Below are 12,680 nucleotides of genomic sequence, written 5' to 3'. Positions count from 1 at the left end.
GGCCGGACGCTCCGCCCGGAGCGTCCGGCGACACTGCCTCGACCCCTTGAGGAGAACCATCATGCAGGCACGTATGGGCAACCCCGCCCTGATCGTTCCCGGTGCCATGGAGGCCCTGCAGGCGCTGAGCGCCACGGCGGGCAGGGCCGGCATCCCGGCGGCGCTGCTCGAGCTGATCAACCTGCGGGTGAGCCAGATCAACGGCTGCGCGGTCTGCGCGCACATGCACGCCCGCGACCTGCGGAAGGCAGGCGAGAGCAACGAGCGGATCGACACCGTGGCGGCCTTCCGCGACACCCCCTGGTTCAGCGACGCCGAGCGCTCCGCGCTCGCCCTGGCCGAGGCCGCGACCCGGGTCAGCGACCGCCCGGACGCGGTGCCGGACCAGGTGTGGGACGAGGCCGCCAAGCACTGGAACGAGCAGCAGCTGGGCGCGCTGATGATCTCCATCGCCTCGATCAACGTCTGGAACCGCCTCAACCTCGCCACCCGCCAAGAGGCCGGCGCCGCGTGGTGAGCGCGGGGTAGCGCTCCGGGCGGACAGACCCTAACGGTGCTCGTCGTGGTCGGGACGGTCCCGGTCGTGGCCGGGCTGGTCCCAGTCCGGGTTCTCCCAGCGGGGGTCGTCCCACCAGTCGTCGTCACGGTCCCTGGCGTTGGCGAAGATGGCCGCGATCGGGGGGATGACCATCGCGACGACGCAGAGGGCGACCGCCGCGAGCACCGAGTAGAAGCGCACCACTCCCCACGCCAGGACGAACATCCCTACGCAGACGCTCATCATGACGAAATACCTGGCATGGCGCCGGTGTGCCTGCACCTTTCCAGGCTACGGCAGCTGCGGCCCGGACGGCCGGTCCGGCTAGACGGTTCGGGGGCCGTGCAGCCTTCGGCCGAGCCGGGGGAGGTGGGCCCGCCGGGGCGCCGGTTCGGACGGCCCCGCGCTCGGCAGGATGGTGATGTGTCCGCGGTTGCACGGACTGTCCGAGGACTCCGGCCGCGGCCGGGCATGCGCCTGGAGGGCGACGCTGACCAGGGACACCATCAGTTCGGCGTCCCGGTCGCAGTCCAGGTGCAGGGTGATCCAGTCGGTGCCGGGGTGCAGCCGCACCGCGGTGGACTGCTCCAGTTCGGCCTGCAGCCGCTCGATGGCCTCATGGGTCAGGTGCAGGTCGGCGTCATGGTCGTTGTGGAGGTGGACGATCTCACTGGCCCCGGTGACCAGCGCCCGGCCCTGGCCGCAGCTGGCCGGGGCGTTGGTGAGGTCGGACCAGGATTCCAGTTGTTCCCAGGCACGACATGCAGCCTTCATGGGCTCATCATGACGTGGTCCCCAGGGGTACGGCTACCCCGCGACCGACCCGGCTTTCACAGGGCGAGGGGTCAGTAACCCTGCTTGGTGTAGGCGACGTTCTCGAAGGATCCGTAGCGGTCGTTGGCGTAGCGGACGCCGGCGATGATGGAGTCGACCGGGTCGACGATGTCCTTGTGCCCGGGCAGGCTCCACTCGGCGAAGGTGGGCTTGATCGTCTGGAGCAGGCCGTAGGTGCCGCCGTAGAGCGACTCGTTCTCGTCCCAGTGGTTCTCGGCGTGCGGGTTGCCGGAGGACTCGGTCATGGCCCGTGCCTTGATCGCGGAGGCGCTGGGGACCTTGTCGCCGTGCTGCGCCAGGATGTGGCGGGCCTCGGCGATCCAGCCGTCCAGGTTGTTCGGGTAGCTGACCGCCGCGGCCTTCTTGGCGGCCTTCTTGGCGGGCTGCTTCGCGGCGGCCTTGGCGGGCGCCTTGGCCGCCGCCTTCACGACGGCGGGGGCCTTGGCGGGCGCCTTGGCGGGGGTGTGCGCGGCGACGGTGGCGGTGTGGGCGGGGGCGGCATCGGGCTGGCTGCTGCCGGCCGCGAAGGCCGTACCGGTCGCCAGGGTGGACGCGAGCACGATGTACGCGGCGAAACCTGCGGACGTGCGGGCGTTGACGTGCATGACACTCCAAGGTGCAAGGGCCGGCAGGCGGCATGGGATCGCGGTCTCGCGGCCGGACGGCCGGGGACTCGGGGATCCGCGATGCAGCGACGGCGTGGGCGTGGGCCGCTCGGCGGTGATTCGACGACAGGTCGCATCGAGCGGGGGAGGCGGGCAGCGGCGTGGGACGGACCCGGACAGGGGGTCGGTCGTTTCGCTGCGCTGTGCGCTCAACAGGTTGTTGATCCGCCTGTTCCTCAACCGTCACACGCGGCACCGCCGTGCGCCAAGGAACCTTGGCCAAAAGTGCGGGACGCCACAGTGGGGCTGTGGAGAGCCCAGTAATCACAAGGCGTGAGCGAGGACACAGACGTGTGCTAGGTCACTAGAATGGTGATGAATCGCCCAAAGCGACCGTGCGGGGGGATGAAGGGAGGACCAGGATGACCAGGCAACCGTCCCGAAAGCATTGGTATGAGGCCGAGGACTTCCTGCACAACAGGGGGCTGACGCTTTCGTCCGTCTCCGCGTCGCCGATCGTGACCCAGGGTGACGCTCCGTCCCCCGGCCCGGCCTCGGGTCCGGCCGGGCCCGGGTTCGCGCACCGGGCGAGGGGGTGGGCCGCCGGGCCGGCCTCCGTCCCGTCCGCCGCGCTGCACAGCGAGCAGCCGGGACACCGGCACCGCGGCGCCGAGCGGCACTCCGCGCACTGAGGTCTACCGGCCCCCGTCCACCGCAGGTGGGCGGGGGCCTTTGCTGCGCCGACTTTTGACTGAGCATCAAGGGAGTCCTAGTGGCTCCTCATGTTGTGGTCTAGACCCTTGACGCCCTGGCGGGCGCTGCGCCACTGTTCGGGAAAGCCCCTTTTTGTCAGGTACATCCCCCGCCAGGAGGCAGCACTGTGCACCGACGCAAGAGAAACCGAGCGGTCGCCGCTCTGACCGCCGCCGGCCTGGTCCTGCTCGGCATCACCGTGCTGGACCGGACCGCCAGCGCGGCGAGTACCAATCTGCTCGCCAATCCTGGCTTCGAGACCGGCACCCTGTCCGGTTGGACCTGCGACGCCGGTACCGGGTCGGTGGTGACCACCCCGGTCCACGCCGGCACGCACGCGCTCTCCGGCGTACCGACCGCGTCCTCCGACGCACAGTGCACGCAGACCGTCGCGGTGCTGCCCAATGCGACCTACACGTTGTCGGCGTATGTCGAGGGCCCCTATGTCTATCTGGGCGCCGACACCGGCAACTCCACCTGGACCCCGTCCGCGACCAGCTGGCAGCAGCTCACCACCTCGTTCACCACCGGCGCCTCGACCACGTCGATCACCGTCTACCTGCACGGCTGGTACGGACAGGGGCCCTACAAGGCCGACGACGTGGTGCTGACCGGCCCCGGCGGCACGACGACCCCGCCGCCCAGCCAGACCCCCACGCCGACGCCCACCCCTACTCCTACGCCGACCCCCACGCCCACTCCGACGCCGACCCCCACGCCGACCGGCACCGGGGGCACCGGCGGGGCGGCCTGGCACCCCAGCTACTTCTCGATCGGCTCCGTCTACACCCCGGGCAGCACCGTCGACGCGTTCTTCACCACGCTCAAGTCGCACGGCAAGCTGCCGGACTACGGCTACGAGTACCTGATCGGCGGCGACTTCGCGAACTGGGCCACCACCACGACCACCATGGTCACCCACTCCGAGCAGTTCGGGATGACACCGGTGCTGGTCGACTACGGCATGAACGGCAATGTCGACGGGACCAGCGTCGACTACACCAACATGCAGAGCGCCAGTTGGCTGACCACCTACTTCCAGGCCCTCAAGTCCGCCGCCCAGGCCGCGCAGACGGCGGCGCCGGGCAAGCCGGTCGGCTGGGTGATCGAGCCGGACATGCTCGGCTACCTGGAGCAGAACTACGCGGCCCAGTACGGCAATGACGCGAGCAGGTTCCCGGCCGCCACCAGCGCGGCGTACTCCTCGGGCGTGCTGTCGAGCGGGAGCGACCCGGCCTTCGGCAACAACCTGAAGGGCCTGGTGCAGGCGATCGACTACGCCGTCAAGAAGTACGACCCGACGGCCTTCGTCGGCTGGCAGGTCAACACCTGGGGAGTCCGCGACGCGCTGAAGGACACCGACACCATGGGCTGGACGGCGGGCCAGCAGTCGGTGGCCAACGTGGCCACCCAGGTTGCGAACTTCGCCAAGACGGCCGGCATCGGCTACGACGCCGACTTCGTCGCCTTCGACCAGTGGGGGCAGGACTTCGGCGTCCTGAACGACCCGAACCCGGCCGGGGACATCCGCTACCTCAATGACGCGCACTGGAGCAACTACCTGCTCTATGTGAAGACCATCCGCCAGTCCATCGGGCTGCCGGCCGTCCTCTGGCAGCTGCCGACCGGGCACCTCAACTCCACCCTCACCCCCAGCCCGACCTACTGGAACGCCTCCGGGAAGTTCCCCGCCCTGAACGACGTCTCGGCCAATCAGGACGAGGACTCGGCGGCCACCTTCTTCTACGGCGACTCGTTCACCAGCAGCGGCAACAACCTGGCCTTCTACAGCAGCAACCCGGGCGCCGACCCCAAGGTGACCGTCAGCGGAAGCACCGTCAGCTGGGGCTCGCACATCCCGGAGGCGGCGGCGGACGGCGTGGTGGCGATCCTGTTCGGCGCCGGCACGGGCTCCGGGACCTACGGGGTGCCGGAGATGGTGGGCAGCTACCAGAGCACGCCCAGCGACTCGGACTACTGGGTCACCCGCACCCAGTCCTACCTGGCCAAGCCGACGCCGCTGCCCTGACGGCACACTCGGGTCAGTCCGCCAGGCCGGTGCGGCGCAGGGTGATGTTGATCCGGCCGGCCTGGTGGCCCGAATCGTCGGGCGCGGTGCCCGGGATCGTCTTCGGCACGCCGTGGTAGCAGAAGCGGGAGGGGCCTCCGAAGACGAAGACGTCCCCGGAGGCCAGCTCCACGTCGGTGTAGGGCCTGTTCCGGGTGTCCGGGTTGCCGAAGCGGAACAGGCAGGAGTCGCCGATGCTGAAGGAGACCACCGGCTGGTCGCTGCGCTCGTCCTTGTCCTGGTGCATGCCCATCCGGGCGCTGCCCTGGTAGAAGTTGATCAGCGCGGTGTCGGGCCGGTAGTCGCGGGCCGCCGCGTGGTCCTGCCAGGCGTCGGCGAGGGCGGCGCGGCCCAGGTCGGCCAGCCAGTCCGGCAGTTCGGCGACCCGGCCGCCGCCGGCGTCGTCCGCGGTGCGGCTGTAGCGGTAGGGCTGCCAGTGCCATCCCAGGCACACGGTGCGCACCGACATCCGGGCCCCGCCGGGCAGCACCGCGGCCCGTGCCGGGACCGGGCCCAGGGCCCAGTCCCGGCAGGCGGCGGCCAGCTGCCGCTGCCGCGGCGGGTCGAGCCACCCGGGCACGTGGACCGCGCCGGGGGCGAGCTGCCGGCGAGGCGGGGCGGGCAGCGGGAACAGTCCGTCGGCGGCCATGGTCTTCTCCTCGGGCGGGGGCGGGACCAGGGTAGCGGTGGCCCGGGACTGGGCCCTGGCGCGCTCGCGCATCCGCTGCACCGGGGTGCGCCCAGGTCATTGACGTGTTCGCGGCAGATGGCTAGTTTGCCCCCCATGAAGGCTTCGAGGTCGGTCCTGGCCGTAGTGCTGGCTCTCTTGATAACGTTGTCGTTCGCGGTCGCTGAGGGAACGTCGGCCGCGGCGGCGTCGATCTGCAACAAGTACTGCGACGGGCGGGATCCGGCCCTGAGCCCGGGGGACCGGGTGCCGGTCAGCACCGTGCTGTTCTCCCGCTCGATCACCCTGCACCTGGACGACGCCGACGCGATGGGCTGGGGATCCATCACCAACGGCAGCCCCGGTGACGAGGTCTGGCTCGACCGGTCCTTCGACGGCGGTCGCAGCTGGGCCTCCGGCAGCAAGCTCGGCGACACCGTGATCCCGGCGGGCAGCGCGGGCTGGCGTACCGGCATGTACAACGTCGACGACTGGAACAACAACGGCGTCGGCGCGCTGCGGGCCTGCGGGAAGGCCGGCGACCGTCCCGACATCGCCTGCACGGCCTGGGCCCGCTCCACCTGGAACGCGGGCGACCGGCGCACCGCGGCGGCCACCGCCGAGATGGAGTTCTACGACTACGGCACCGGCCTGTTCGACACGACCGGTTGGTGGAACTCCGCGAACGCGCTCCACGCGGTCATCGACAACATCCAGGTGACCGGGATGGGCAGCTACAGCTACGCCATCGCGCGCACCTACGACCTCAACGTCAACGCCGGCGCCGGGCAGTTCCGCAACAACTACGTGGACGACACCGGGTGGTGGGGCCTGACCTGGGTGGCCGCGTACGACCGGACCGGCGACTCGCGCTACCTGAACACCGCCCGCGCCGACGCCGACTACATGGCCACGCTGTGGGACGGCACCTGCGGGGGCGGGGTGTGGTGGAGCACGGCGAAGACCACGAAGAACGCCATCCCCAACTCGCTCTACATCGAGCTCAACGCGGCCCTGCACAACCGGATCCCGGGCGACACCGCGTACCTGCAGCGCGCGCAGGCGGACTGGAGCTGGTTCCAGGCGGTCGGGCTGGTCAACAGCTCGCACCTGGTCAACGACGGGACCAGCCTGTCGACCTGCCGCAACGACGGCAGCACGGTGTGGTCCTACAACCAGGGCGCGCTGCTCGGCGGCCTCACCGAGCTCTACCGCGCCACGAACAACGCCGCGCTGCTGACGACGGCCCGTCAGATCGCCGACGCCTCCACCACCTCCGCCCTGCTCAACACCAGCGACGGCATCCTCCGCGACCCCTGCGAGAGCGGCGACTGCGGGGCCGACGGGCCGTCCTTCAAGGGCGCGGACGTACGCGGACTCGGCAAGCTCAACACGGTGCTGGCCGACCACCCGTACAGCGCCTACCTGGACCGCCAGGCGGCTCGCGCCTACGCCGCCGACCGCAACGCCCTGGACCAGTACGGCCTGCACTGGTCCGGCCCGTTGGACGCCACGGACGCGGCCCGGCAGCAGAGCGCGCTCGACCTGATGAACGCGGCCCCCTGAGGGGGGTCGCCCTACGGGCCAGGTGTGTGGCTCGTCAGGGTGGCGAGGACGCGGGCGGTGGAGAGGGTGCTGGGGTGGTCGTCGCCCAGGACGCGGCGGCGGCGTTCCAAGGTGTCCTCGGCCAGGTCGCGGGCGGCCTCGGTCTCTCCCAGCGCGGCCAGGGCGATGGCGAGGTTGTGGGCGCTGAAGAGGGTGGCGGGGTGGTCGTCGCCCAGGACGCGGCGGCCACGTTGCAGGGTGTCCTGGGCCAGGTCGCGGGCGGCCTCGGTCTCTCCCAGCGTGATCAGGTCGCCGGCGAGGTTGCTGGCGCTGGAGAGGGTGTCGGGGATGTCCTCGCCCAGGATTCGGCGGCGGCGCTCCAAGGTGTCCTGCCCCAGGTCGCGGGCAGCCTCGACCTCTCCGAGCGAGGCCAGCCGGATGGCGAGGTTGTGGGCACTGGCCAAGGTGTCAGGATGGTCGTCGCCGAACTCATGACGACGGCGCCTGAGGATGTCCTGGTCCAGGTCGCGAGCCCCGGCGTGATCGCCGGTGTCGTCATAGGCGCGGGCCAGGTAGGTGGCGGTCCACAAGGTCGCCTCGTGGTCGGGGCCGTACTGCTGCGCCCACACGTGGTACAGGTGCTCGAGGCGGGGCAGAGCGGTGGCGGTGTTGGCCCGGTCCAGCAGGTACCAGCATGCATCGCGTGCTGCGCCCTGTCCTGACTCGGTGGTCAGTGCGGCCGGGTCGACGGCCAACAGGTGGGGGATCAGGGCAGCCCAGGCGGGCCAGGTTGCCGGATCATCGGTGCCGGTGGGGGCGGCAGCGTCCAGGAGGGTTTCGGCAGCGTGCTGGGCGCGGGTGCGCTGCTCGTCGGTGAGCTGGTCGCGGAGTACGGCCTGGGTGAGGCGGTGCAGTTGCACGGTCCCGTCCTGGGCCCGGGCCAGGCCCAGGCGGGCGAGTACGCGGAGCGCTTTGCGGGCGGCCAGGGGGTGGCCCAGCAGGTCGGCGAGTTCGGGGGGCGGGTCGGCCACCGGTTGGGTGCAGCTGTGCAGCGGGAAGGGTTCGGGGGCCAGCAGCGCGCAGGCCTGCAACAGCAGCCAGGCCCCGGGGTGGCTGGTGGCCAGGCGGTTGCTGCTGAGGCGGATCTGGGCGGCCAGGGAGACCGGGTAGTCCTCGGGCTGCCCCTCGTCCATGATCTGAGCGGTGTGGCTGGTGAACAGGTCGCGGTACTGGGCCAGGGTCATGCCGTCGGCCAGGACGGCTGCGGCCTGGGCCAGGGCGAGGGGGAGATCGTCCAACTCCTGGGCGAGTCGGTCCGCGTCGGGTCGGTTCAGGGTGGGGACGCGGGTGTGGAGCAGGGCAGTGGATTCGTCGCGGGCGAAGACGTCCACGTCGAGGGGCTTGGCGTAGGTGAGCCAGCGCGGGTTGCGGGAGGTGATCAGAACATGGCCCGGCCCGCCGGGCAGGTGCGGGGCCAGGGCGGCGGGCTCCTCGGCGTTGTCGAAGACCAGCAGCCATCTGGCCCGGGTGCGCAGTTCCTCCGTCAGCGCTTGGCAGGCTTCGGTGGGTGGGGTGTCGGGCTGGGCCGCGCCGGTTTTGACGGCGAGGGCGGCGAGTTGGTCGGGGACCAGGGCGGGGTCCTCGGCGTTGATCCACCAGGCGAGTTCGTACTCGCCGGAGAAGCGGTGCGCGTACTCGATCGCCAGTTGCGTCTTGCCGAGACCGCCGCGCCCGTTCAGGGCGTGCACCGTCACCGGACGCCCGCCGGCTGCGGTGAGGGCCTCGCGCAGGCGGACCAGCATGCCGTCGCGGCCCATGAACCCGGGGTTGCGCAGCGGGATGTTCCACACCGGGGGGAGACTGCCCGGCAACCGCGGCCCCGACGTGCGCAACCGGCCGGCGTTGGTGGGGAACGGCGGTCTGCTGCCGGGGCGGCCGGGCGCGCCCGCCACCGCACGCAGCAACACCGTCCGGGCCTCGGCCTCGGGCAGGCCGTACAGGGCGGGCGCCAGCAGGGCGCGGAACAGGGGGAGGGGCGCGGTGGCGTCGATCCGCAGCGGGACCAGCTGCTCCTTCGCCGCCAGTACCGCCGTCCACTCCTCGGTGGTGAAGCGGCTGGGCTCGAAATAGGCCTCCGACAGCAGCGCCACCATCCGGGCACCGCCGGCCAGGGCATCGTTCATCTTCGCGATGAAGTTGTCGCCCGCCGCCCAGTGCCAAGCGTCGAGTTCGACGGTGTGGCCCGCGTCGGTCAGTTCCCAGGCCACCCACTCCGCCCAGGCCCGGTCCGCCCCCGCATGACTGACAAACAGTTCCACCGAACCCCCAAAGCCAGACGGAGTATATTGCGTCGAATACCTAGGGGGCGGAATGTCGGGGAGTTCGGATCGGATCTTCGTCAGTTATGCGGGCCCAGACCGGAAGTGGGCCGAGTGGGTCGGCTGGAATCTGCAACAGGCAGGTTTTGAGGTGGAGTTGGCCGCCTGGCACTGGGGTCCGGGGGACGACTTCATCGAGCGGATGAGCCAGGCGCTGGCGAACTCGTCCGCGGTCATCGCCCTGTTCTCGCCCGCGTACTTCGCCGCGGGGCGGTTCACCAAGGAGGAGTGGACGGCTGTGCTGGCCCTCAGGGGCCGTCTCGTCCCCGTGCTGATCGAGCCCCTGAAGGCCGGCGACCTGCCGCCGATCCTGGCGCCGCGGATCTGGCGGGAGCTGTACGGACTGGAGGAGTCCGAGGCCGCCGCCACGCTGGTGGAGGCCGTCCGCGGCCCCAGGCCCCCCACCAGCGCTCCCGCCTTCCCCGGCGGCCCGAAGAGCTAGAAGGCCGGGCGGATCAGCGTCGGTGCAGGGTCTGCAGGGCCTCGACCAGGATCTTGGGGTCGTGGCCGCCCTTGTAGAGCGGCGGGGGCTGCCGGTCGAGCTCGAGGAGGGTGGCCACGGCGGTCCAGGCGGTGCGGACGGAGTACTCGACGGTGAAGACGACGTCGTCGGGAACCTCGGCGTACTGGCCGATGAAGGCCAGGTTCGTGGAGCCCTTCGGCACCACCTGGGGGCGGTCGCCCGCCTTGCGGACCAGGAACTGGCTGGTGATGTAGGGCATCAGCGCGGGCAGCACGATCGAGCCCTCGAGGATCTGCTCGCGCTCGGCGAAGCGCAGGTGCCGCAGCACCTCGTCGAGGATCTCGCGGCCGGTGCACCGCGCCATCGGCTTCTTGACGAAGTCGCCCTCCTTGTCCGGGAAGAGGGCGTAGCCCCACCACACGAAGGTGTCCTCGGGCTGCTCGCGGAAGTGCGGCTGGTGGTTGAGCACGATCGTCAGCAGCCAGTTGGAGTCCTTGAAGGTGATCAGCCCGCCCTTGCCGGCCTCGCTGCCGCTGAACTGCTCCATCAGCTTGAAGAAGACCGGGTCCTTGGTGGTGACCGTGAAGGACTCCCAGGTGGAGTCCTTCACCGAGGAGTTGAAGACGCTCGGGTCGCCCAGGCCGGGGCGCTTGGCGGCCAAGGTCTCCCACAGCGCCCAGGCGCCGCTGGACGAGGAGGTGTCCAGCGCCGGGACGGTGTCGGTGGAGCCCAGGGTGGAATTGGCGGTCATCGACCCGTTGGTCACCAGCACCAGGTCGTCCGCCGCCAGCTCCACCTCCTCGCTCTCCCCGCCGCGTTCCCAGGTGATCGCCCGCACCGTCAGCGCGTCGCCGGGAGCCAGGCGCAGGTCGGTGACGCGGGTGCCGAGCTGCAGGGTGACGCCCTGCTCGGTGAGCCAGGCCAGCAGCGGCCGGACGATGGAGTCGAACTGGTTGAACTTGGTGCGGTAGATCCCGGACATGGTGTCGAAGGTCTTGAACAGGTGCACGAAGCGGTTGAGGTAGCGGCGGAACTCGATCGCGCTGTGCCAGGGCTCGAAGGCGAAGGTGGTGCACCACATCGCCCAGAAGTTGGTGTTGAAGAACTCGGGGTGGAACAGGTCGGCGATGCGCTTGCCGTTCAGCAGCTTCTCCGGGGTGGCCACGCAGGTGACCAGCTCCAGCCGGTCGCGCTCGGTGAAGGTCATCGAGTGCGCGTCGATGACCTTGCCGGCGGCGTCCACCAGGCGGGCGTGGTCGTCCCAGGCGAAGTCGTCGTGGAAGGCGAAGGTGTCCTCGGTGACCGACTTCGACGGGTCGTCCAGGGAGGGGATCGAGGAGAGCAGGTCGTAGGTGCAGTCGAAGTGCACCTCGAACATCCGCCCGCCGCGCATGGTGTACCCGGTCTCCGGGGAGCCGGCCGCGTCCAGGCTGCCGCCCTCGCGGTCCTGCTCCTCCAGGATGACGATGTCGCGTCCCTCGAACCGGCCTTCGCGGATCAGGAACGCCGCCGCCGAGAGCGACGCGATCCCACTGCCCACCAGATATGCCTTCGCCACGGTCATGCTCCATTCGCAGGTGGTGTTTGTTGTCCCCGGTCCGGCCGAACCCGGCCGGGCAGGTCATGCGGGCAGGTCATGGGTGAGGGAAAACGGGCAAGCCGCTTGACCGTTCCTCAGTCGGGGGCCAGCAGTCTGCCGACCAGCCAGGGCAGGGCGGTGGGGGTCTCCCGGTTCCAGGTGTCGAAGTTGTGGCCGCCGCTGGGCAGGATGAGCGAGGCCACCTCCATCGGCGGTCGCACCGCCGCGACGAACGCCAGGGTGGCCTTGTAGTCGGCCTCGCCCTCGCGGCTGCTGGCGACGAGTACCGACACATCCGGTGCGGGCAGGTTCTTCAGACGCCACATCAGATCGCTCTCGTCGCGCCGCCGGCCGTTGCCGCCGAACAGGTCGCCGGTGGTGCTGTCCACCGCGGCCCTGTAGTAGCCGGACAGCGAGGCCGCCGCGGTGAACGCCGAGGGGTTGCGCATGGCCAGCTTCAGCGAGCAGTAGCCGCCGGTGGAGTCGCCCAGTACTCCCCAGCCGCGACCGCCGGTGCCGACCCGGTAGTGCGCGGCCATGGCCTGGTGCAGGTCCACGGTGAAGAAGGTCTCCGCCTGCGGGCCGTCGGGCACGTCCTCGCACTCGGTGTCCCTGGGCACCGCCACCGAGGGGCGCATCAGCACCAGCACCGTCGGCTGCATGGTGCCCTGGTGGATGGCCTGGGCCGCGATCGTCGGGTACTTCATCCGGGTGATCAGGTTCTCCGGGGTGCCCGGGTAGCCGGTGAACACCACCACGACCGGGAACCTCCGCCTGGCGTAAGGCGCTTGGAAGTACTGCGGCGGCAGGTAGACGTAACCACGCTCGGACAGCCCGGTCCCGTTGCCGTGGAAGGCCACCTGCTGCACCACCCCGCCCGAGGCGTGCGCCCCGGCGCCGCTCAGCATCAGCGGGACCGGTCTGCTGTCCAGCACCTGGACCGCCCCGCCGGCGCCGTCCGAGGCCTGCCCGGCGCCCGCCTCGTTGGCCCGGGCGGTGAACACCGCGCCGCCGCCCTGGTCGGTGCCGAGCAGATCGCCCCAGGAGCTGTAGAAGCCACCCCAGTTGTTGGCCGCGAGGCCGATCGCGGCCAGCGTCAGCAGCTGGCCGGCGATCAGCGTGGCCATCCGGCCCAGCGGGGCCCGCCAGTTGCGTCCGCTCAGCCGGGGCCAGAACCAGACCGTGGCTGCGAAGCAGGCGAGCGCGAGCAGTGCGACGAGCAGCTCCAACTTGCGACTGGTGAGTCCCAT

12 protein-coding genes are annotated in these 12,680 nt (G+C 70.7%); 5 read left to right on the top strand and 7 right to left on the bottom strand.

Going from position 1 to position 12,680, the window contains the following annotated elements:
* Positions 1 to 61 precede the first annotated feature (61 nt).
* Positions 62 to 517, top strand: coding sequence for a carboxymuconolactone decarboxylase family protein (locus ACEZDG_RS27495; RefSeq protein ID WP_380514252.1), 456 nt, complete (start codon positions 62 to 64; stop codon positions 515 to 517).
* Positions 518 to 547: 30 nt separating this feature from the next.
* Here ACEZDG_RS27495 and ACEZDG_RS27490 read toward each other — a convergent pair whose 3' ends face one another.
* The 3 genes from ACEZDG_RS27490 to ACEZDG_RS27480 all read right to left on the bottom strand — a co-directional run bounded on the left by ACEZDG_RS27490 (position 548) and on the right by ACEZDG_RS27480 (position 1,977).
* Entirely contained in the window at positions 548 to 820 is a 273-nt protein-coding gene (locus tag ACEZDG_RS27490; RefSeq protein WP_380514250.1) for a DUF3099 domain-containing protein, read from the bottom strand.
* Positions 821 to 862: 42 nt separating this feature from the next.
* Complete coding sequence (locus tag ACEZDG_RS27485; RefSeq protein WP_380514248.1) at positions 863 to 1,312, bottom strand: luciferase domain-containing protein; 450 nt, start codon at positions 1,310 to 1,312, stop codon at positions 863 to 865.
* Between the two features lie 71 nt (positions 1,313 to 1,383).
* A complete protein-coding gene (locus ACEZDG_RS27480; RefSeq protein WP_380514246.1) occupies positions 1,384 to 1,977 on the bottom strand; it encodes a transglycosylase SLT domain-containing protein in 594 nt (197 codons plus the stop codon).
* A 422-nt stretch (positions 1,978 to 2,399) separates the two neighbouring features.
* On the opposite strand from ACEZDG_RS27480, the gene ACEZDG_RS27475 reads away from it, so the two are divergent.
* Positions 2,400 to 2,669 carry a hypothetical protein gene (locus ACEZDG_RS27475; RefSeq protein WP_380514244.1) on the top strand — a complete coding sequence of 90 codons (270 nt, stop codon included), beginning with the start codon at positions 2,400 to 2,402 and terminating at the stop codon, positions 2,667 to 2,669.
* 188 nt (positions 2,670 to 2,857) lie between these two features.
* Positions 2,858 to 4,759 carry a carbohydrate binding domain-containing protein gene (locus tag ACEZDG_RS27470; protein ID WP_380514242.1) on the top strand — a complete coding sequence of 634 codons (1,902 nt, stop codon included), beginning with the start codon at positions 2,858 to 2,860 and terminating at the stop codon, positions 4,757 to 4,759.
* Positions 4,760 to 4,772: 13 nt separating this feature from the next.
* Here the strand turns inward: ACEZDG_RS27470 and ACEZDG_RS27465 are convergent, their stop codons facing one another.
* A complete protein-coding gene (locus ACEZDG_RS27465) occupies positions 4,773 to 5,447 on the bottom strand; it encodes an alpha-ketoglutarate-dependent dioxygenase AlkB family protein (protein ID WP_380514440.1) in 675 nt (224 codons plus the stop codon).
* 135 nt (positions 5,448 to 5,582) lie between these two features.
* On the opposite strand from ACEZDG_RS27465, the gene ACEZDG_RS27460 reads away from it, so the two are divergent.
* Entirely contained in the window at positions 5,583 to 7,031 is a 1,449-nt protein-coding gene (locus tag ACEZDG_RS27460) for a glycoside hydrolase family 76 protein (protein WP_380514240.1), read from the top strand.
* An 11-nt stretch (positions 7,032 to 7,042) separates the two neighbouring features.
* Here the strand turns inward: ACEZDG_RS27460 and fxsT are convergent, their stop codons facing one another.
* Positions 7,043 to 9,328 carry an FxSxx-COOH system tetratricopeptide repeat protein gene (gene fxsT, locus ACEZDG_RS27455; protein ID WP_380514238.1) on the bottom strand — a complete coding sequence of 762 codons (2,286 nt, stop codon included), beginning with the start codon at positions 9,326 to 9,328 and terminating at the stop codon, positions 7,043 to 7,045.
* A gap of 52 nt (positions 9,329 to 9,380) precedes the next feature.
* Between fxsT and ACEZDG_RS27450 the strand changes: the two genes are divergently transcribed.
* Positions 9,381 to 9,830: a toll/interleukin-1 receptor domain-containing protein gene (locus tag ACEZDG_RS27450; protein ID WP_380514236.1), complete on the top strand. Its 450-nt coding sequence runs from the start codon at positions 9,381 to 9,383 to the stop codon at positions 9,828 to 9,830.
* A 13-nt stretch (positions 9,831 to 9,843) separates the two neighbouring features.
* On the opposite strand, the gene ACEZDG_RS27445 is transcribed toward ACEZDG_RS27450, so the two are convergent.
* Complete coding sequence (locus ACEZDG_RS27445) at positions 9,844 to 11,409, bottom strand: oleate hydratase (RefSeq protein WP_380514234.1); 1,566 nt, start codon at positions 11,407 to 11,409, stop codon at positions 9,844 to 9,846.
* Between the two features lie 116 nt (positions 11,410 to 11,525).
* Positions 11,526 to 12,680: an alpha/beta hydrolase gene (locus tag ACEZDG_RS27440; protein WP_380514232.1), complete on the bottom strand. Its 1,155-nt coding sequence runs from the start codon at positions 12,678 to 12,680 to the stop codon at positions 11,526 to 11,528.

Source organism: Streptacidiphilus alkalitolerans (genome assembly GCF_042511045.1).
GTDB classification, from domain to species: Bacteria; Actinomycetota; Actinomycetes; order Streptomycetales; family Streptomycetaceae; genus Streptacidiphilus; species Streptacidiphilus alkalitolerans.
The sequence above is the reverse complement of the archived record's forward strand: the minus strand, read 5'-3'. Positions and strand labels throughout refer to the sequence as shown.